The organism is Bacillus sp. CH_48, from assembly GCF_038008465.1.
GTDB lineage: Bacteria > Bacillota > Bacilli > Bacillales > Bacillaceae_G > Bacillus_A > Bacillus_A thuringiensis_S.
The window spans coordinates 297,125-318,410 of sequence record NZ_JBBOZF010000001.1; the positions used below are offsets into that span (position 1 = coordinate 297,125).

Consider the following 21,286-nt stretch of genomic DNA (forward strand, 5'->3'; position numbering starts at 1 on the left):
CCTGCATGGTAACAAGTTTTTGGCACAGTTCTATTATTTAATCCCTTTCATCAGTACCTGAATCTTTGGAGCCATGAAATATAAAATAACACTTAAAACAATGGATACTCCGCCAATTACACCGAAATAAATAATCTCTGTTTCAGGATTATATAATCGCACAAGCTGCGCATTGATAGCTTGTGCAGATGCACTCGTTAAGAACCATAGACTCATTGTTTGAGCAGAGAACGCTGCTGGGGCTAGTTTTGTAGTAATAGATAAACCTACAGGTGATAAACAAAGTTCCCCGATTACGACTAGAAGGAAACTAATGACTAACCAAATTGGGCTAACAAGGGATTCGGTACCATGGATATATGCAGGAATAATCATCACTAAGAATGATAAACCAGCAAATAATAAACCGATAGCAAATTTATTTGCTGTACTTGGTTGGCGTGAATTCAGCTTTACCCAAAGCCAAGCAAATACTGGTGCTAGTAAAACAATATAAATAGGGTTTAAAGATTGAAACCATGAAGATTGAACCTCCAATCCTGCAAAGTTTAACTGCGTACGTTGATCAGCATAACTAGCTAAGATGATTGCTCCCTGCTCTTGAATCGCCCAAAACATTGTAGCAGCGATAAATAGTGGTATGTAAGCAATTAAGCGAGATTTTTCAACTTCTGTCGTCTTTGGACTACGGTACATAAAGACAAAGTAGCCTGTTGGAATTAGAATACCTAAGATACTTACAAGTAAAGTAAATCGATCAATCGTTAAAATACCTGTTGGAATTGTTAACACACAAACTAGTGCAATTGCGATAATACCAATACTAAACTGTATAAGAACCTTTTTTCTTTCCTTGTCTGTTAAAGGATTTGGTACTTGCGTTCCTGCTAATCCTAGATTTTTCTTTTTCGTAAGAACATACATAATTAATCCAAATAGCATACCAATTGCTGCCACACCAAAACCTAAGTGGAAGTTATACTTTTGACCGAGTGTTCCAATCACAAACGGAGATAATAGTGCTCCTAAATTAATACCCATATAGAAAATACTGAAACCTGAATCACGACGAGTATCTGTTTCACTATATAAATCACCAACAATACTAGATACATTCGGTTTTAATAACCCTGTTCCAAGTACTAAAAATACCATTGAGATAAATAATGTACTAACCGTTCCTGGTAGAGCTAAGATGAGATGACCAATCATTATTAAAACGCCACCCCAAAATATTGTTCTACTTGAACCTAATAGGCGGTCAGCAATCCAGCCACCAATAATTCCTGACATGTAAACTAACGAACCATAGATAGCCATAATGGATGCAGCTGTGGCATGATCCATCCCTAAGCCACCTTTTGAAATGGAATAGTACATATAGTAAAGTAATATTGCTCTCATTCCGTAGTAAGAAAATCGCTCCCAAAATTCTGTAAAGAATAAAGTAAATAGTCCTTTGGGATGTCCAAAGAAACCATTTTGCGGAACGCTGCGAATAATATCGCTTTTGTTAAGCTTCTCCATAAAAATACACTCCTAATATACAGATATAATGATTCTAATTAAGTATATAACAAAAAATAGAAAATTTAAACAAATATTAATTAGTTAAATGATTGGATTTTTTAGAAAAAATAAATTATATATTGTTTTTAATGGTGATTTCATTTAAATTATATAATATAGATATATTAATTAAAATGTTAATACTGTATAAATATAAATACAAATGTAGGAGGATTTATATATTGTCAATGAAAGTCATTGCCATAGAAGATATTTATCAAGAAATATTGGATGGAAAAAGGAAACGATTCCCTCCGAATACTTGGAAAGAAGATATGGATAATAAGCTCGCCCGCAGAGTAATCACATATTTATTACACATTATCTTAAAATGGGATAAGGAAGACATCAGAAAAAAATGGAACACTCAATTACTTGTAAAGTATAAATTACGAGGATTACTCAAACATAGATACGAAAATAGCCCTTTTAAAGCAATAAATGATTTATACCCAAGTGAGTTTAAAGAATGGGAGTTTGGTATGACTCCTTTAAATTTTTGGACGAAAGAAAAGGCATTAACGATTTTGAAATGGATGATTGAAGAAAAAAAAGGTTTATCGAACGAAAAGCTCTTACGCGTATACAGTAAAAAATGGTTGGAGAAAAACAAACTTAGTGCCCCTCTGGCTATGTACTGGAATAGTAGTCCGTTTGCAATGATTAACGATTTGTACCCTAGTCGTTTTAAAGAATGGGAATTTCTCATGACGCCCAATAACTTCTGGACAAAAGAAATAGCATTAGAAGCATTGAAATGGACCATTGAAGAAAAAGAAAAATTAACGCCCGAACAAATACTGGATGTATACAGTATAAAGTTTCTAAAGACTCACAGATTAGCGTCTCCATGTCAATTAATGTGGGGAAATAGTCCATTTAAAATGATAAACGACTTATATTCAGGTCGCTTTAAAGAATGGGAATTTAAAGTTACACCAGTTGGCTTTTGGTCCAAATGTAAAGCACTAGAAGCATTAAGATGGACCATTGAAGAGAAAGAAAAACTGGATGAAAAACAGCTATTAAACGTATTTAGTCAACGATGGCTCATAAAACAAAAATTACGGACACCCTTACAACGCTATTGGAAAGGAAGCCCCTACGGAATGCTTATTGCTTTATATCCAAATCGTTTTTCTAAATGTATGTTAAGAGGGTATTGTAATAATTAAAGTGGAAATGTAAGTATGCAGAGACGCCCTTTGGTGTCTCTTTTTGAAATTCTATGTAAGTACATTCTTATGTGCCTATCGCTTTATTTATTGAAGAAAGTAAACCTGTTATATTATTTTCCAATCCATCTCGTCAAAGCCATACCAAGAAACCCAGCGCCCATCCCTATCAGCCACCCAGTTTGGGCGCTCCCAAACATAAATCCCACTCCCGCGCCAAGAAACGTACAGCCCACAAATACTAACCCCTCGATGCCCCAGTTCAGTCGTTCCATACTTCATCCCCACCCTTTCTTTACAACATATGCTATATGCAAGCTAAACTTTCTAGCTTATGAACTGTTCATTTTCTCGACTATAACTATATGTTTCATATCCATTACTTACAGGTCCGAATGTCCTTTTTACATCAATTCGTCACTTAACTTTATTGGTTACTTTTTTCATCTCATAGGAGATTATTTCTCAACACATAACACATGGAACAAAACTACCAGTAATAGTAATATAAAGGTACCTTCAGTTGTTAACTGTTGTTCCCTTTTTGAAAGTCCTGTCAAAATACAGGACTTTTTAAATTTACTTCCTACTAAATTGGCCTTTTCGTTAATATCCTTTCACCTTTACATTGGACAATTAAACGATATTGGTGGAGATTCACCAGATTTTAAGTTCCTCTTTCCTTATTAAACTACATGCTTAAATATGTGGTTTTCAACTTAGATTCGAATAACAAAATGTTCACTTTTTCGATGCATTTATGAAACATTCTTATAATATATTAATTATATTCTTTTTATAAATCGCATCGTTCAGTAGAAAAGTCCTAGTCCATTCTAGGACTTTTTCATCTGCAAATAGTATGTTTGTCAGTTCTTCCGCACATTATTGTATAGACAACTATATTATTAAATGTTATAATAAAAAACAATTTTATGTAGTATCATATACGACTTTTTCTTTACTTTTAGGACTCTTACTCAATTGAAGGGTCATTTTTTTGTTCAAATAAAATATCTATATAGAGATAACGACATTCAAGTAAGTATTTGATAAATTCCGAAGAGGATATGCTGAAAAATAACGATTGTATATCCTTTTCATTAGTTTCTCTACCTGATAAACCTTACAAATTTATAATACTATTGTCACCTTAATTGATAGTAAATTGGTTAATGTTGGTTTATTATACAGACTATTGACCATATTTAATACAACATCATTGGTAGGTGTCACTTAATGGGAAGAAACTTATTACGCTATGGAATTATAAGTATAGCTTTTATTACCATCCCTATTGTATTTATACTTTTGGCGTCAGCTCATTTCATTCCAAAAGAATACAATGAGGAATGGCCAGAAGTAAAAAAGACTGCTGAACTAGTAACTATCGGTTACTTCAAAAAAGAAAGAAATCTCGATATTGTAATCGAAACAATTAAACCATCAGAAGAGTATAGAACACATGAAATTTATCTGCATGGACATGTCATAAACAATAAACATCAAAAAGTTTCTGTTATTGTTAATTTTAGTGATAACTATTCCATTAGAGATATAACTGAACATAGTCTTAAAATAAGGAGTATTTAACTTATGTTAGATGCTCTTTTTTGCTTAACACTTTTGGTCAATTAAATAATTACTTGGATTCTACAGTGGATCACTCTCCCTTTTTCAAGTAAATTGGCACTTCTAAAAAACAACTTCCTACGAACATTGATTTTTGCCGAAATACTTTTTAGAAAATTCTAGTTTTAGTGAGGTTTCACAAAATCTTACACAGAATTAGTCGTATACCGTATGAATTTGGTAATTTTTTACGATTTGTTTCATTCTATCTACCACGTTTAGACAAAATAGCAAAAACAAAGCAAAAAGGAGAGGTATAGTTTGAAAGGAAAACTTGGATTAACGATTGTAGGATTATCTGTCTTTAGTTTTGGTCTTTTTGGTGTAAACATTGGAGATAGCGGAGTTGTAAAAGCTGAACATGGAGAAACTTTTGCTCCGAAATTAGAGTCGCATGGGGATTCATGGGCTCCTGCTTATGATCACGGAAGACCTCCTATTTCATCATACAACAAAGGAGATACTTGGGCTCCTTCCTTTACAAATACACATGGGGAAGGAATGGCTCCTAAAAAAGAGACTCATGCAGATTTAATCGCTCCTTCGCTAGAATCTCATGGTCATACTGGTGGAGCTCCTGCTTTAAACTGAAGGGAACACCTGTTCTGATACAAGATACGCATGGACATTATCCAGCTCCAAAACTAGAAGCAGATGGGGACCATGGCGGGGCTCCTTCTAATACAGAACCTGGCGAAGGTATCTAAGTTCCCAAAAGGCGATCAAATTAAATTTTAAATGAATCGTATACCAAAAGAAATCCATTTTACGTAACAAATATGATGTATACGCATGTTTTCTAATGTGATACACTGTACCCGAGAGAAATCTCTACTACATAAGTGGTTTTCAAGTCTAAAAAATACACCTATTAACTAGGTGTATTTTTATTTCTAACTCGTTTCTTTCTTCTCATCCTCTTTATGACTTCCCATTTTTCTATTGTATATACTTTGGGATTGTAGTCATGCAACATATGAAACGGATTGTTCTTCCAAAAATTATGTAAGGGCGTTAATTAGCCATTTGCAACAGCCCACTTCGTATCACATGTTACTAATACATCTTCCTCTGCCATCTTATATTTTTCCTTCAATAATATATGTAAAACCTCAAGCGCAGTAGATTTATTCCAATATCCTTCTCGCACTCTTAGGAATAATAAAGATATTTAATTTCATCTTCAGAAAAGTAATAACCTCCCATCAAACATTGTGATAGGAGATTATTACTTTTAGTTAACATAGATTTTTTGTTTAAATGTTATATCTGGGCTGTCTATACTCTCTGGTGTTATCTCAACAATATGGTTAACAATATATACACGTAACCCTTTACTATGTTCATACATACTATTTAATGTCATTTGTATAACTTCTCTTGTCCACATTTTTAAATTTTTATATAATATTTCACGTCTTTACTTATATGCGATTAAGATATATCGGAATTAGAAAAAGGAATCTTTTGAGATTCCTTTTTCTATTTAAAATAAAAAAACAGCGTATTCGCTACCTATCCATATTTCTCGCCTCACAGTGATTCCTTTATATTATTTTATTATATCCTCCCCTTTTAAATCTATTTATTTGTATGTATAATTATAAATAACAACTAACATTTTGAATCGAGGTGACAATCATGAGGAGTTTTAGTTCATTATTAATCTCTACTATCTGTTCAACAATCCTTTTAGTTTGGAATGCCTTTTCTTTCTACACTGGATTCACAGCAGGACATACATACTACTGGGTTAACGGAATCATAGCCTTGGTTTTCCTTCTATTCTTTATCCTAAACATGCGAGATATTATCAAGAAAGACTACAGAACATCAGGAAAATAGGAGTTGATACTTATGTGGAAAAAGATTAATAATTATAAGTTTCATCTAAAAGATTTGAAATTTATGACTTGGCTATTCCCAATTATCGGTTTATTATACGCTTATGAATTCTTCTCTGGTTTAATGTTCTACCAGGGGGTTCGTTGGCTCAAGTTAATATGCATGGCAATAATGATTATAGGATTTATTGATATTAGAAAGAAGCTTAAAAACAAAGATTATAGAGCTGCTTGAATTTACAAACACTCTTGAACTCATTTTCAAATCATGGCATTATAATTTCGAATCTCACTGAATTAAATCAACATCTAAAATAGTACATTAATAGAATTGTTTTTACTAGCTGTACATGCCTACCTGTGGCAATAGTCTCAGGTATTTTTTCGTTCATTGTATTTGTTTGTTTTGTTATCTTTCCTTAACAACAAATAAGACGCCGCCCAAATCAAGGCAGCGCCTACTATAATTCCTATACATTTAATCAAAATCATTTATCCTCACATTATTTATTTCTTTGCTTCCATACCCTATTCTCTTTACGAAAAGTATTCTTTCCATTCATGAAGTCAGCTGTATTACCAGGAATGCTATATTTCTTATTCTTTTTCTTAGACTTCTTCTTCAGCCTTTTCTCTTCTTGGATAGCTTGCAAATCCGCCTTCCATTGTTTCAACAAATCCTTTTCACGTCGCATCGAATTTGTACCCCTTGGTTTAAAATGTGAACCAGATAATTAGATTCTACCTATACATATAGATATCCTCTAATCCAATGTACCAAGTTATGTTTTTCTTTTTAAATAGACCAACAATATATTAAAATATTCTATATATCCAAGGAGGTTTGTCATGCTCAACTTTCATAAAGAATTACCCCTATTAGGATTCTTTTTATTTTTATACAGTTTTATTGGTATCATCTTTTTATTACTATTCCTGAGCGTGTAGTAACAATGCAATGCGTATACATATATGTTTAATGTGAAATTCTATAAAAGAAGTAAAAAGCACCTCTGCTGGATGATTAATATATACTATATATTAATTAGGAGAAAACATTTGGTATAATATAAGTGCTTTATTATATGTGTTTTCTTCAAACCGTCTTAGGGGGAAAGCAGTTTTTTATTTTTTCAATAGTACTTACTAAGTATTTCTGTTAATATTTAGTTACCGATATGTGTATCAACCGGCCTGTGCTTCTGTACGGGCTTTTTTGATGCTTTCACGCATCGTAATATCCAGGAACCTGTCTACTAGGCAGTGCATTCTACTAGATTCCCGGATATTAAGACCAACAAAAGCCTTTTCTATTAACTATATAAAGACAATTTTACAAACATAATCCCTTATAGCTTCTATGGATCATCAACTTTTTCATGATTTTTATCTGAGTTTTTCATATTCACATTTCTGTAACATCTATATATAAAGTTTTTAAATATTATGTGTTAAACTTATAGCATTCCAAGAAGTCCTTTACTTTTAGAATCGACAATTCTTCAATACCCTTAGTCTTGCCCTGCATCCCCTGCAGGGCTTTTATCATTTAGCTAGATTTAATATAACCTTTTGTAGGTTTCTTCAACTTTATCTGTACTGTTATTTATACCTCTAGCTCTAAAATTCTTTATGATCCACAAGATTTTCTTTCGTTCGCATTCATCTCTCTGCTATTCATCCGTTATTTTACATCCTTAATAATCCGTTTATTGATCCATAACTTTATCCTTAGTTAGATTTCCAATAACAGCCTCTATTTTCCTAAAATTCAATCAAATCTTTATAAATTTTTAACGAGTATTAATTGATAGGAATCCCACATCATAAAATGGAATTTATTCTCAAAAGTTATTAATTATTCTATCTGTCAAACTATTAGTTTACCTCTTCTTCATATTTTAATTGTCTTTTGACCACGATCAAACAAATAAAATACATAAATAGGTAAGGAGCATTAGTATGATTATACAAGAAAAATTATCTTTTTCAGATCTAGATTCATTAGATTCAACTACAGACTCCATGATGGATGCGTTTAAAGATCTTTATGGAATACTTCCTGATGAAATTGCAGTAAATAATGAGACATTTCCAATTCATAATAAGACTGCTATTACTGAACGTTATGGTCATGCTTGTTATAAAATGCTGGGCCCTTTTATATTTCGAGATCTTGAAAAACCTTCAATAGATGAAATAACCCTAAAGGAACAATTCGTATGTAATCCTAATAATGAAGAAAAAGAGATTGTAGTGACAATCGAAGAACAATGGGCCAATATACAATCTTGGACTTCGAAATCTATTACAGGTTTAACTTTAAAATCAGATCTTATTATCGCTGGTAAATTTCAATCGGGTAATGAATTTAATATTTCAACTTTTGTAGGCGAAAGTAATTCAAAATCAATTCATATCTCTCCTTCAATTGAACATTCTATTAAAGTGCCTCCAAATAGTAAAATCAAAATAGCGATGATAGGAACATTAATTACTGAGGTTCTACATTTCCAATCAATTATAACGGTACAAGGCATGTTTGGTGCATGTTTTCCACGTATGGTTCGTGGACATTATGTTGGGTTTAAAAGTGCCGGTCACATCCTAAATAAGACATTTGGAATGATTGAAGGATCGATTAACAATACAGTACTTCAGGATATTGAAATACATATTAAAGGGATAGAACCTTATTCCTTTAAACAAGAAGTGATCAAGTAGTAAAGTTGAAAAACAAAAAAATATACTGTTTTTTAATTCTATATCATATATAGATCATTAGAATAAGGAAAAATCTATGGCTAACCGTACTTCAAAATCATTGAATGGGGGAAAATCAATTGTCAAACAAAAATGAGTTAAGTTTTTTCATTATTAGATTAGTATTAGGTTTAACTTTTTTTGCTCATGGACTCACAAAATTTCAAGATGGCATTCATAATACGGAAAATTTCTTCAACAGCCTAGGAATATTCGATTGGCTTGCATATCCAGTAGCAATTCTTGAACTAGTGGGTGGAATTTTAGTTATTCTGGGGCTTGGTACACGAATTATTTCAACCTTATTTTCTTTACTTATAGCCGGAGCTATTATTACTGTGAAATTTGATCAAGGATTTATAGGAGGGTATGAATTTGATTTATTATTATTGGCTGTTTCTTTATTTTTTGTAGTAAATAACAGCCAATCTATATCATTAGATAAACTCCTATCGAATCGTAATAATAAACAACAACAAACTCTATAAGCATAAAGTTTCTCCTTAACACGTAAATTTTTATTTCGCGATGAAGCTTATTTATATGAATTACTCAATTTAGATCCGAAAAAAATAAAAAGAATCCCTTATATTTTGAAAAAGTTTTTTCAAAATATAAGGGATTTATAATTTACTTTTAAATTATTGTATAAAAGGACTTCAACTTTTGGTTACATAAATACCTTCTTATCTTTTTTAAAACGCTCTGTATGCATTTTCTCAGTTGTTAATACCACTTTCTGTGGAATCTTATATAATGGTAGTTTATCTTTACAGAACTCTCTTAATCGCTTTCTAAATTCACTTACACTTTCATTTGTACTTAATTTAACCACAGCCTTAACCATTTGCCCTGTGATTGCATTTTTTTCACCAACAACAGCAACCTCCTCTACTCCATCCATTACCTGTATTACATTTTCAACTTCAGCTGGAAATACTTTTTCTCCGCCAATATTTATAATCTCTGATTTTCTTCCTAAAATTTTAATATAATCTTCATCTACTTCCACCATATCTCCTGTCATAAGCCAACCATCTTGAGTAAATGGACTTGGAGCATTAATATAGCCAATCATTGTAGACATTGATTTGATCTGCAACATTCCATCCACTACTCTTGACTCAATATTCTTATCGCTTAGTTTGATCCACAAAGAATCATTCGATTTAGATTGTGAATATAAAACTCCATATTCTGACAACCCATACATTTGTGTAATTTTAACATGAGGGAATATTTCGTTTATTTTACTTAGTGTAGCCTCAGGCATAACTTCTGATCCATAAGAAATGGTCTGCAAACTATTTAAATTATACTTTTTATAAACCTCACTCAGTATAAGTAGATTTATAAAAGTTGGTGATGCGGGTAGAGCTTGTACTTGATGTTTCTCAATCATGTTACATACTCGATTTGGGGTACGATCATCAATAATTACCAAACACCCTGAGCTGGAAATAATTTGGAATAGAGTATTAACTCCTCCAATGTGATCAAATAACATAAATGGTATAACACGTTTTGCACTCCTTGCGACACTGTACTTCTTTTGAAGTAATGTAAAATCATGTACAATTGCTTTACTACGTCCGGTTGTACCAGATGAAAACAATACTAATCCTGGATGTTTTAACTTTTTCAGTTGTAATAATAATTCATTTTGAATGTAATCCCTTTGTATATTGATTATTTCAAAGCTTGCCTTTTCAACTTTAATTACATTTTCTAATTCAACTATTTCATAGTATTCTTTCTTCTTACTGTCAACCAATGAATTTAATATCGGTACTACAGTACATCCTAATTCAATAAGTGCTAAAAACATTGCTATAGAGTATGGAGAATAATCCGCTTCCAAAGAGACTATTGTATAATCCATCTTTCTATGTTCATTTAACTCCCTTGTATAAATCTTTATTTGATTTAGAAACCACTCATATGTGTAAGTTTTATCCTCCCAAACAATAGCTTCGCATTCTTTATTCATTTCAAATCTTTCAAATAAAAAATCAATATGCATACCTAACCTCCTTTTAAATTTCTCCTTTAATATTTTGTCATGTCAGTGATTTTAATTGTTCCTGGCATTCTAAAATATACGCAACTAATGTTTCTATTGTTTTGAATGGGCTATTATGTTGCGACATTGTATCTAAATTAACCAAATCAACTGATAAACCCAATTCGTCTTCCAAGCCTTGTTCAATACTTACCAGTAAAGATACCAATCCTAACGAATCTAAATACCCTTCCCAATCATAAAGATGTGCTTTCACTCCTTTTTCAAGATCAATTTTATTTTCAAGATTTTCATTCACTTCTTCAACACAGCACAATACGATTTGAATAATTTTTTCTTTATTTGTATCTTCCAAGTAAATACACTCCTTTTTATGAATCATCTTTTTACTATGAAGAGTTCCTTTCAGCAACTGTCGTACTGTATAACATGAACATTGAATACACTTATTCAACTACTGGTAAGTTTCGTAAGTGTACGTAGTAGCCTTACTCTACTTCTCTCAATTATCTTTTCCCTATCAAGACTGAAGGCTATAATTATGTTGCAGAAGAAATAAAATATTCTCATGTAAGACACACTCTCTATTAATAATATCCATCATTATCAAATTAAAAGATTCGAGATCACTTAAGTTACTATCTTTTTTTAATAATTTAATATGTGCAATCTTATACAGTCTTTCCCATGATTGTTTTATATCCATTAACTCACTAGTAACATGAATAAATTTATCTTCAAATAACTCATTCATGTCTATAAGTAAGTCATATAAAAAATATCTACTCCATCTCATATCAAATAAACATTTCAAATACAAAGGAAACATATTTCTTTGTTTATGAAAATCTTCATTTATATTTTCTTTAAGTTCCAGGGCTGCAATCTTACCAAAATAATATATCTTATTGTTTTTTTGCATAACTAAACCTCGAACATACTCACTTGATATTTTTTTTAGTGTTCTTAAAAAAATATCTCTAAGATTTTCCATGCTTATTTTTTCTTGTATAATTACATCAATTGATGAGTAAGGTGAAATCCTTTCTATACCTTTTGCTTGAGCCAATTCAGGTATAGCTTTTCCTCCTTTCCAAAAAGAATGGAACTCCTCCATTGATATCTCACCCATAAATTTATTAGGAACTGGATCTTGAACAAATACTTTATCTTCTGTAAGTTTGTTAATTGCGAGGTAATGGTCTGTAACATATTTATCCGTATGGACATCTATATGACTTTTTATAAATTTGGGGTTCAAATAATCATTACTATATGGTAGAAAAAAGGTGCTTCCTAAGGCAATAAATACTTCTTGACGATTCAAACATTCTTTTATATATTGAAGCCCCTTTTCGAAATTAGAATATACATGTTTCTCCATACGAAATGTTTGATTATATTCTAACAACTGTGTATATCTTGCTACAGAAGGTATCGATGTGATAGTATCCATACGATATGATGGTATACTATATAACTCTTCATTCGCTATTAAACTCATGTAACTAACGCTACCCATACTTTTTAATTTATCGTGAAGAATTGGTATGTAGCATGAATAATAATAAGGGACATCAAAAGTTGGAATTAATTCTTTCATTTTCACTACAGCACTCACCCCATATTTATTTTTTTTACAGCCCTATCCAGTTCTCAACAGTATAATTCAACTGTAAGTCCTTAGTAGCTTTAAATTTTCTATTTGGAATAGGTTGTCCTAATTTATCCACTTCAAAGAGCCTAAAGCCTCTTGAAAACTTAAACCTGCATGCAAGGTCCCTTGGCACTTTAAAATTCCCTGCAAAACGATTTTTTTCTATTCTATCTAGTATCATGCCTACACTCATATAAATTCGTTCACCAACTGGTGTATTTTCAGGTACTTCGACTGTTACAGAAACATCTACAAATTCTGATAATGTTTCTATTACCTTATATTTTTTAGGTATTCCTTTTACACCTTGTGTCACAAAGGTAACTTCGGCTTCTCCTATTTTCTTAGGTATAATTGTTCCATCCCCCATAACCTCTAGCACGTCTGGGTTATCAACTAAAAATACACCATCTAAAACACTCATTTCAAAACCACTATCGTACGTAACAATTGGATTAATTTTCACTTTCATTCCAGTTAATCCAACTACATCTCGACCATCTAATGTAACATTAACTATATTGCCAACATCTCCAAAGAAATATATTAATGGTAGATGCATACGTTCTCCCCAGTCTTTCTCAAAATGTGCACCATTTGGATCCTGATAAAAAATTAAATCATCTCTATATTTGTAACCATTTTCCAATAAAGTTTCTGCAATATCTCTCACATGTTTTACCAAGAAAAAACCTTCCGCACTACCTATATCCATCCATATTTTTAAGTCTTTTTTTCCTTCATACATTTCATATAATTTTAATTCCGAATGATCATCTTCAACTTTCACAAAGAATGGAGATAACATCCCAATTTTCCCAAACACTTCAGGATTGCGGAAACCAATATTATAAGTTGATAAACCACCTGCTGATGACCCTATTAGAGCTGTATTTTCAGCATTAGTCAATGTTCTAAAATTTTCATCAATGTAAGGTTTCACCTCATTGATTATAAATTTTTCATATAATAACCCTGAGCATTCTATATGTTTATCTGGTGAAATGAAATGACAAAACTCATTATTTTCTATGATTCTTTTATGTGCTATACCTACTATTATTATCTCTTGAATTTTACCTTCATAAATTAGCATATCAGTCGTCTTGTGGACATTCCATGATTCATCATTTTTTATTACTGGCTCAAACAATCGCTGCCCAGCATGCATATATAATACAGGATACTTTTGATACGAATTGCTTTCATAACCAGGTGGTAAATATATGAATAGTTTCCTACTATTATTAAGTATTTCAGAATGAAAATTTTCAATCGTAATCACTTTAGAAGCTCGTTCCATAGTAACCTCCAATTTTCTATTTTTCACTTTCATTAATACAGTTCTTTTCTAGTTTTCCCTTAAAAAATTGTACCCTTTGTTAACTTTCAAGAGAATTTTTCAGTATAAGCTTTTGTTTTAGCTACCAGAATGAGATCCCCCCAATTTTAATTACAATTGTAAAAAAAGTAGACCCATATAGTTAAGACTCCACCAAGATAGTTTTTTCTGCAGTTTGCCACTTTACAACCACTTCTCCAGTTCCAAAACTCGGGGTCCGATACTTATGATTCTCTCCGCCTTCAATCAATAGTGTTTTATTGATCTTTCTAATAAATTTAAATTCAAGCAAGGTATCAGCCGGAACACTTATATCAAGATAACCCGTAGGAAATTGATACATTATTTGATTAAAAAATGGCCCTACTGCCTTGCAAGGATTCATATTCCCTAATGAATATGTGTTCCCCATTATAAAAACTTCACTCTCTGTTATTTCATATCCATTTTCAATAACAAATCGAATACAAACTTGCTTTGTATTGAAGACCTCTACATGTTTATAGATATTACTCCTAGTTCCTGTATCTGTTACAACAGTAATTTCATATTTACCATCGTTCACTGCTGGAATTTTTACTTTTATACTAGTATGTGACCATGAAACTACTTCCGCCTCTTTTTCCTCAAATAATACTGATCCTTTTTTAGAAGTAAAGCCACATCCTTCAATACAAATTATTTGACCAACTGTTGTCATCTTATGTCCCACAGTTCCTATTAAAGGTATACTATTTACTCCTTTATGGTGCCAAACATGTACTGACCCAGGTCCAAGCCATAATGAATCTATATTATTATTTTCAACTCTAATTGCTTCACCATCTAAAAGGCCATCCAATATGTCCTTATACTTTCTAGAAGGAAGAATTGTTTTAACATCTTTTATTTCATATCCTTCTGTTAAATTTCGATTCAACGCTATTAATACCACATCACTTCCAAAGTACCTTTCATATACATAAATATCATCCGTTATATATCTTTCTTTGGTATTTCCATATGGAAGTGCATAATTTAAACTACGAAGCGAAGATAAAGATTGTATTATCTTAAAGTTATCTGTATTCACATCAAAAGATTCCATTTGACCACGATTGTTAGGATCTCCATTTCCAACCATATACTGCTCTGTACCATAGTATACAGAAGGTATTCCCCTTGAAGTTAACAAGAATGCTAATGATTGTTCTATTCTACGTTTACTTTGTCCATTAATGTGAAAACGGTCCATATCATGATTATCAATAAAAGTAACAAGATTATTTACATCATTATAAATTTGATATGTTTCTTCAACCATTTTGTGTAACCCATGCATGGAATCCATTCCATCTCGAAAAACTTCACGTACTTTATGAGCAAAACTAAAGTCTAATAAACTCATACCACTATTATTTGCAAAATGAACATTTCTATGGTCATACTCATTCGGATTGATATACCATTCACCAAAAATAAATACTGGTCTATAATTATAGATTGAATTTAGCCAACTTTTTTGCCAGCCATATGACATGTGTTTTACTGCGTCAACTCGTATACCATCTATTCCTTGGTCTAGCCATAGTTTAATAGCTTCTTTAAAATACAAATCAATAGCTATATTTTGGTGATTTAGATCTGCAAGATCAAATAAATTACGATACACTCCATCTTCATATTCTTCAAAATCCGTCCCACCATTATGATGAAAATAATGATTGTAATCATTATCGTATCCACCAAGTAATAATCCATTATCATATAATCTACCATTTTCAGCATAGGTCGCATCATCATGTAATGCAGGCGAAGTGTGATTAGGTGCAAAATCCATAATAATTTTTATATCTTTTGCATGAGCGGTTGTTATTAAGGTTTGAAAGTCTTCAAATGTCCCAAAAAAAGGATTTGTTCTTTTAAAATCACGAGCCCAATATCCATGATATGAAGTACTTCCTACCAAATCATTTATTGGAGTAAAGATATTTTCTACTGGTTGAGATATCCATAATGACGTCACACCTAGTTCAGTAAAATAATTTGTATTTAATTTTTCAATAATCCCTATCCAATCTCCACCAAAGTATTTCTTTTTATTTTTCCTAGATTCATCATATAATCCCCCTTTGGGATTATATGATGGGCATCCATTATGGAATCTGTCCGTTACAATTTGATATATTATATCTTTAGAAAAATTAACGTTGTTCTTATTCATCCTAAGCTTATCTTTTTCTTTCAAATGACAACCTCCATCCCATAGAAGCATTTACCAGCTATTTTCAAACATTTAGTACTCTACCCTTAAGTACTATTTGAAAAATAGTTAAAATATATTTCGCCCCCTAACTAGTAACTCATATTTTGACTCAGTTTTTCATACAAAATAATTTCTACAAGTGGGTTCTATATTTGTCCTATAAACTGTACCATTTGATTTATGTCGAAGTAAGGGAAAAAATGTCATTATATAGGGAGGATAAATATAGAAAATTCTTACATAGAATTATGCTTACAAAATATAGCCCCGATAAAATACATAGACAAAACATTTTTTATTTGGTAATATTCACCTGAAAATATTTGGTAAAACTTTATGTGGAGAGGAGTATTAAAAATAAATACTAGATTATTAATAAAAATACTATTTATACTACTAATACCAATCTTATATTCCAAAATAAACTATAAAATATAAATATAGCTTCCGCTCTTACAAATATTAAAAACCTAGGGAAAAGCTGTAAAGAAATTTCAAAATAATCTGGAGAAATATTTTATTTTTAAAAATCTTATATAAAAATTAAAACATTATTGTACAGTTAAAATATTCCTTCCTAAATGCTAATTAAAATTTTCTTTATAAATTAAAGATTTACTTCTACAAATTTGATAATCCCATTAGTAGATATTTTTTAGTAATTTAATTTCATAACAATTTAAATCCACTTACATTCTAAGATTTCTATGGTTAATTTATATTGTTTTTTATTTTTCAAACATTTATGTACTTAAATCCATTTCATACCTACCATTTTTACCTCAAAATAACAATATCTTATATTAATATAGCTCTTTTACAATTAGATTCCATTTCATTAATCGTCTAATAAACTCAATTACTAAAGTTCATCACCATTAGTTTGCAAACAAATTTTTATAAATGAGTTACTTAAATTTGTGAGGTGACAATACTATGCAACAACAGGTCGAATTAGATTCCGCTCTTGCTGTTTCTTCGAAAAAGACATTATGGAAAAATCGTACATTTACTTTTGTATTTACAGGTTATACCTTATCAATGTTTGGAAATTCATTTCACAGTATTGCTTTAAACCTTTGGGTACTACAAGCAACAGGAAGTGCCAAATTAATGTCTACAATTGCCATAACTCATATGGTCATGAGCATGTTATTTTCTTCCATTGCAGGTACTGTTGCAGATAGGGTAGATCGCAGAAAACTAATGTGGATAACAGATATAATAAGAAGTCTTTTAATACTAAGTATCGCATTTTGTATTGCAATACCCGGTACCCCCTTTATTCTTATTATTATCTTAACCGCTCTTACTTCTTGTGCAGGATTATTTCAGTCTCCTGCATTCCATGCTTCCTTAGTTGATATTGTAGGAAAAGACAAAGTTCAACAAGCTACTGGAGTATTAAATGTAGCAGATAATGTATCTCGTATTTCGGGGCTAGCAATAGGAGGAGTTGTAGTTGCAGCATTTGGTGGTAGCATTGCTATCTCAGTTGACGCAGTTACTTTTATGTTATCCGCTATTTTAGTGTTATTAAGTGGAAAGTTTCCTAATTCTACAAAAAAAACAGGAATTAAAAATTCATTTCAGGAGGACCTTGTTGCAGGCTTCAAGTATATATGGCAGAACCCTTTTGCTAAATCTGTTATTATACTCTCGCCTACTTTAATCACATTTTTCACTGCTTCATTAATGCTTATTCAAGTAATGTCTGTAAAAGTGTGGAAAGCAAATCCAATTGAATTTGGGATAATTGAATCTAGCATTCCAATAGGTTATATGTTAGGCGCAGGCATTATTATCTTTTTTGATAATAAGTTACATCGACGAGGTTGGTGGATAATCCTTAGTATGGTTTTACTAGCTCCAATCTTTGTAGGGCTATCTTTTGCTCCATCTGTTCTTTATGCAGTACCATTAATTCTCCTCTTAGGAATACTTTTTTCATTTTGTACATTGCTTGTCAATGTGATTATTAAAGTTGAGGTAGATCCTGAGTTACAGGGAAGGACTTTTGGAACACTTGGTTCTCTTACGAGTATTGCATCACCAGTTGCTTTAGCAATTTCCTCATTTTTCGCTGACATATATGGTCCACCATTAATCTTATTAATAAATGGGGTCTTATTATTTATTTCAGGACTAATTGTACTGTTCTTTCTTAAATCAATTAGATCATATAAATGATTCTTTTTCGTTATAAAAAACATTAAGTATCCAAACTTGAAAAATGCCGAAATTGTTAAGGAGATCAACTCTTTTGGCATTTTCCCTATATCACTTAAGGAGAGATTTTATGCCAAAGAAAATACTTATACTCGGAACCTTTCTGATAGCGGCTAGCCTGTTAGGTTGCACAGATATAGAACACAAAGATACTCTCAACAAAATAGAAGCACCCGAAAAAGAACCAGTGGATGTAAAAGAAAAAGTTGCACTTAAACATATGACAGCAGAAGAATATTTAAAAAACTATAATAAAATTAAGAGTAATTTATCAACACAAGGCATTGAAATTCTTCCATTTAATCTTGAACTAGAAAAGCAATCCAATACATATAGGTTTTATTACCCTAAAAAAGTAGATAACTCAGATCAAGATATGAAATGGGTAAGTGTCATGTTAGGAGAAAGCGGAAAAGTAATTGATGGAATTATGTATACTGGCTATGTAGATATACCTACGATTAAAGCAATGATTCAAGCTACTAACATTACATGGACTAATGAATTAGATCAGTTAATTGGTTCAATAGGAAATGAAGATTTTTCAAAAACAGTGGAAATTGAAAAAGTGAAACTATCTGTTAAAGGTAATTCGAAAAATATTAAAGTTATGATAGATTCAATGAAATTAGATCCACCCCAATCTCTTTAACACAAATATAGTCCCAAATTCCTATTCAATTTCTTTAGTTTTACACTCTATATGAATTTATTTAGCTTTTAATAATTAAGTCTAGCTATGAGACTATACAAAAAAACGTCAGTGCTTTTAAAAAGCAACTGACGTTTCTTTTATTCTCTTACATTTTTATTAAAATCGGCATCAACAATATGACTATAACTATGTCTATGTCTATGTCTATTCACTTAATTCTAACTTCCAAAACATTATTCTATAATTTCAAAAAGATTATTGCCATTATTACCACTTGGTAATATAAATTTCACATGTTGATCTGCTGGAATAGTTATATAATGATATTGATCAGGTTTAGTTAATTTGGTTGTACTTTTCCAAGTTCCTGAAGTCCAGTACGTTACTTGTGAAAAAAATGCTAGTGGCGGGAATTTCTCTGGATCGGTTGACTTATCATTTTCTGAAATAATTTCAGGCTTAATTCTAATTTTCTTTCCTGCCGCATTTTTAAATTGAAAATCATAAACAATTCCATAGTTTCCTTCAAGCGTCGGGTTAGAATTTTCTAGATACCATATAGGTGCTTCGTATTCATTAATACCAACACGAGGTTGAGGATAGGCTTTACTTGTCTTTGAGCCTACATAAAAGGTACTTGTTGTTACATTATCAATAACAGCATGCCTTTCATCGTAATTATAATTAGCAGTTGAAGTGATTTTATTATAATTTTTAACCTGTGTTGTTTTTATGGGATCAAAAATTTCTGATGGGCTAGAGAACTGTCCATCTGGTTTTTTCTTTGAAACAAATTGACGTAGGGTTAATTTTGCGTTCGGAATAAACTTAATTTTTCCATTAACTGCAAAAGTATCTTCTACATCTTTTTCTAATATAAATACATGTCCATCTGCTGGGATAGTAATAACTTGATCATTGTTACTATTTCCATATTGAACTATAGTACTAGATGTAATGCCCATTATATCCCATGAACCATCAGAACTAACCGGATATGCTGCATTTACAGCACTATTTTTAATTCTTATAGTTTGCGGTTGACGATCTTCATTGTGTATAGCATATCCAAATTTCAATTGACCTCCAGTATAATTTCGATTAAAAAATTCAGCACTATACTCTTGATTTGCTTCTAATATTCTTTCATTTGTGTAGTAAGCATACTTACCAGCTTCAAAGTTTGATCCCATATTTGGATTATCGTATACACTTTCTGGTGCATTTGTATATATGTACTTTGCTCCGCCTTGTTTATACTTTATTTGTGTAATCATAGAAGCCTCTACTCCTCCTGAACTAGTTACTCCTAAAAACAAAAGTGACGATAGTAAAACTGAAGAAAAAAATTTTCTGTTCAAAAATACAGCTCCCTTCCATTTATTACAACTAAATCTAGCATACGCCTTACATACAATAAATGTAAATGGAATGTGTAGCTGTTGTTATTGAGAAATACTGATCTAATAAAACATACTCTTAATGATAATATATGTATTAGATGCAAAATTGCATATTTAATTCAGATATATTGATGTACAATAAAAATGAACTACTCAACATTTTTATTTTAAGTTAGTATATCAAACCCTAACTACCTAAAGAACTCAAGTAAACGTATCTTATGTCATTTAAAAAAATACAACAAGCGCCTCTAGGAAGGGGCGCTTGTTGTATTTTTTGTTTTAGAATTTCTCGATTTGAACCGTAAAGTGTGGTTTGAATTTTACTTTAATTGTTTTGTTTTCTCCCCTTCTTAGACTTACAATGAGTCATTGCGGGGATAGATTCATTTCAACAAATCCATCTTGTTTTCAAAGATACATTTATTTTCTTGACCTCCCCCTTTTTCTATAAGATGTAAAAGTGGGGGTAGGTCAAATGATATTATGCATCCATTCTTTTTAGAATATATAGTTGTTACAGAAGAGTACTTTCCGAAATGCTTTTATAACTACATTCAAAATAACATTTTCGCTAAAATAATTACTCTAGGGAACTTGGACATATTTACCAATTTATTCATCTTTAGATTCATGTTAAAATCTTTTTTGAGTACGACATAACTCAATCTTATCCCGCCCTGTAACATTTTCTGCAGGGCTTTTTTTACAAGCCGTTAGTTAATTGTGCTGACTACCTCAATTTACAA

17 protein-coding genes and 1 pseudogene are annotated in these 21,286 nt (G+C 31.3%); 9 read left to right on the forward strand and 9 right to left on the reverse strand.

The window, feature by feature from the left end:
- Window positions 1–33: 33 nt before the first annotated feature.
- On the reverse strand, window positions 34–1,527 hold the full coding sequence (locus tag N2V92_RS01420) for a peptide MFS transporter (protein ID WP_000413411.1): 1,494 nt from the start codon (window positions 1,525–1,527) through the stop codon (window positions 34–36).
- Between the two features lie 230 nt (window positions 1,528–1,757).
- Between N2V92_RS01420 and N2V92_RS01425 the strand changes: the two genes are divergently transcribed.
- On the forward strand, window positions 1,758–2,744 hold the full coding sequence (locus N2V92_RS01425) for a DUF4046 domain-containing protein (RefSeq protein WP_430793822.1): 987 nt from the start codon (window positions 1,758–1,760) through the stop codon (window positions 2,742–2,744).
- 113 nt (window positions 2,745–2,857) lie between these two features.
- Here N2V92_RS01425 and N2V92_RS01430 read toward each other — a convergent pair whose 3' ends face one another.
- A complete protein-coding gene (locus N2V92_RS01430; protein ID WP_255285307.1) occupies window positions 2,858–2,980 on the reverse strand; it encodes a hypothetical protein in 123 nt (40 codons plus the stop codon).
- A 1,003-nt stretch (window positions 2,981–3,983) separates the two neighbouring features.
- Here N2V92_RS01430 and N2V92_RS01435 point away from each other — a divergent pair.
- The 4 genes and pseudogenes from N2V92_RS01435 (at window position 3,984) to N2V92_RS01450 (ending at window position 6,455) form a co-directional block, all read left to right on the forward strand.
- Window positions 3,984–4,337, forward strand: a complete 354-nt coding sequence (locus tag N2V92_RS01435; RefSeq protein WP_088070564.1) for a phosphoglycolate phosphatase — start codon at window positions 3,984–3,986, stop codon at window positions 4,335–4,337.
- A gap of 300 nt (window positions 4,338–4,637) precedes the next feature.
- A pseudogene (locus tag N2V92_RS01440) lies at window positions 4,638–5,083 on the forward strand (hypothetical protein).
- A 934-nt stretch (window positions 5,084–6,017) separates the two neighbouring features.
- Window positions 6,018–6,221 (forward strand): hypothetical protein, encoded by a 204-nt coding sequence (locus tag N2V92_RS01445; RefSeq protein ID WP_074790762.1) that lies wholly within the window; start codon window positions 6,018–6,020, stop codon window positions 6,219–6,221.
- Window positions 6,222–6,233: 12 nt separating this feature from the next.
- Window positions 6,234–6,455 carry a hypothetical protein gene (locus N2V92_RS01450; RefSeq protein ID WP_098506597.1) on the forward strand — a complete coding sequence of 74 codons (222 nt, stop codon included), beginning with the start codon at window positions 6,234–6,236 and terminating at the stop codon, window positions 6,453–6,455.
- A gap of 268 nt (window positions 6,456–6,723) precedes the next feature.
- On the opposite strand, the gene N2V92_RS01455 is transcribed toward N2V92_RS01450, so the two are convergent.
- Entirely contained in the window at window positions 6,724–6,915 is a 192-nt protein-coding gene (locus N2V92_RS01455; RefSeq protein WP_016090630.1) for a hypothetical protein, read from the reverse strand.
- Between the two features lie 1,267 nt (window positions 6,916–8,182).
- Between N2V92_RS01455 and N2V92_RS01460 the strand changes: the two genes are divergently transcribed.
- Window positions 8,183–8,944, forward strand: a complete 762-nt coding sequence (locus N2V92_RS01460) for a hydralysin-2 (protein WP_133964093.1) — start codon at window positions 8,183–8,185, stop codon at window positions 8,942–8,944.
- Between the two features lie 119 nt (window positions 8,945–9,063).
- Window positions 9,064–9,471, forward strand: coding sequence for a DoxX family protein (locus N2V92_RS01465; RefSeq protein WP_170265021.1), 408 nt, complete (start codon window positions 9,064–9,066; stop codon window positions 9,469–9,471).
- Window positions 9,472–9,653: 182 nt separating this feature from the next.
- On the opposite strand, the gene N2V92_RS01470 is transcribed toward N2V92_RS01465, so the two are convergent.
- The 5 genes from N2V92_RS01470 to N2V92_RS01490 form a co-directional block, all read right to left on the reverse strand.
- On the reverse strand, window positions 9,654–11,006 hold the full coding sequence (locus N2V92_RS01470; protein WP_086407498.1) for an ANL family adenylate-forming protein: 1,353 nt from the start codon (window positions 11,004–11,006) through the stop codon (window positions 9,654–9,656).
- 37 nt (window positions 11,007–11,043) lie between these two features.
- Window positions 11,044–11,361 (reverse strand): hypothetical protein, encoded by a 318-nt coding sequence (locus N2V92_RS01475; RefSeq protein WP_000390268.1) that lies wholly within the window; start codon window positions 11,359–11,361, stop codon window positions 11,044–11,046.
- A 165-nt stretch (window positions 11,362–11,526) separates the two neighbouring features.
- Window positions 11,527–12,615 carry a hypothetical protein gene (locus tag N2V92_RS01480; RefSeq protein ID WP_000782268.1) on the reverse strand — a complete coding sequence of 363 codons (1,089 nt, stop codon included), beginning with the start codon at window positions 12,613–12,615 and terminating at the stop codon, window positions 11,527–11,529.
- A 28-nt stretch (window positions 12,616–12,643) separates the two neighbouring features.
- Complete coding sequence (locus N2V92_RS01485) at window positions 12,644–13,966, reverse strand: alpha/beta hydrolase (protein ID WP_098506595.1); 1,323 nt, start codon at window positions 13,964–13,966, stop codon at window positions 12,644–12,646.
- A 181-nt stretch (window positions 13,967–14,147) separates the two neighbouring features.
- Window positions 14,148–16,232 carry an alpha-amylase family glycosyl hydrolase gene (locus tag N2V92_RS01490; protein ID WP_098506594.1) on the reverse strand — a complete coding sequence of 695 codons (2,085 nt, stop codon included), beginning with the start codon at window positions 16,230–16,232 and terminating at the stop codon, window positions 14,148–14,150.
- Between the two features lie 954 nt (window positions 16,233–17,186).
- Here N2V92_RS01490 and N2V92_RS01495 point away from each other — a divergent pair.
- Window positions 17,187–18,440, forward strand: coding sequence for an MFS transporter (locus tag N2V92_RS01495; RefSeq protein ID WP_001187351.1), 1,254 nt, complete (start codon window positions 17,187–17,189; stop codon window positions 18,438–18,440).
- Window positions 18,441–18,549: 109 nt separating this feature from the next.
- Window positions 18,550–19,131, forward strand: coding sequence for a hypothetical protein (locus N2V92_RS01500; RefSeq protein ID WP_098506593.1), 582 nt, complete (start codon window positions 18,550–18,552; stop codon window positions 19,129–19,131).
- 236 nt (window positions 19,132–19,367) lie between these two features.
- Here the strand turns inward: N2V92_RS01500 and N2V92_RS01505 are convergent, their stop codons facing one another.
- A complete protein-coding gene (locus N2V92_RS01505) occupies window positions 19,368–20,495 on the reverse strand; it encodes a copper amine oxidase (RefSeq protein ID WP_098506592.1) in 1,128 nt (375 codons plus the stop codon).
- Window positions 20,496–21,286 lie beyond the last annotated feature (791 nt).

Excerpts from the sequence above, each read along its gene's own strand:
- N2V92_RS01445 (WP_074790762.1), top strand. The coding sequence starts at position 6,018 with ATGAGGAGTTTTAGTTCATTATTAATCTCTACTATCTGTTCAACAATC.
- N2V92_RS01455 (WP_016090630.1), bottom strand. The coding sequence starts at position 6,915 with ATGCGACGTGAAAAGGATTTGTTGAAACAATGGAAGGCGGATTTGCAA.
- N2V92_RS01485 (WP_098506595.1), bottom strand. The coding sequence starts at position 13,966 with ATGGAACGAGCTTCTAAAGTGATTACGATTGAAAATTTTCATTCTGAA.
- N2V92_RS01500 (WP_098506593.1), top strand. The coding sequence starts at position 18,550 with ATGCCAAAGAAAATACTTATACTCGGAACCTTTCTGATAGCGGCTAGC.
- N2V92_RS01450 (WP_098506597.1), top strand. The coding sequence starts at position 6,234 with ATGTGGAAAAAGATTAATAATTATAAGTTTCATCTAAAAGATTTGAAA.
- N2V92_RS01420 (WP_000413411.1), bottom strand. The coding sequence starts at position 1,527 with ATGGAGAAGCTTAACAAAAGCGATATTATTCGCAGCGTTCCGCAAAAT.
- N2V92_RS01470 (WP_086407498.1), bottom strand. The coding sequence starts at position 11,006 with ATGCATATTGATTTTTTATTTGAAAGATTTGAAATGAATAAAGAATGC.
- N2V92_RS01425 (WP_430793822.1), top strand. The coding sequence starts at position 1,758 with ATGAAAGTCATTGCCATAGAAGATATTTATCAAGAAATATTGGATGGA.
- N2V92_RS01435 (WP_088070564.1), top strand. The coding sequence starts at position 3,984 with ATGGGAAGAAACTTATTACGCTATGGAATTATAAGTATAGCTTTTATT.
- N2V92_RS01460 (WP_133964093.1), top strand. The coding sequence starts at position 8,183 with ATGATTATACAAGAAAAATTATCTTTTTCAGATCTAGATTCATTAGAT.
- N2V92_RS01495 (WP_001187351.1), top strand. The coding sequence starts at position 17,187 with ATGCAACAACAGGTCGAATTAGATTCCGCTCTTGCTGTTTCTTCGAAA.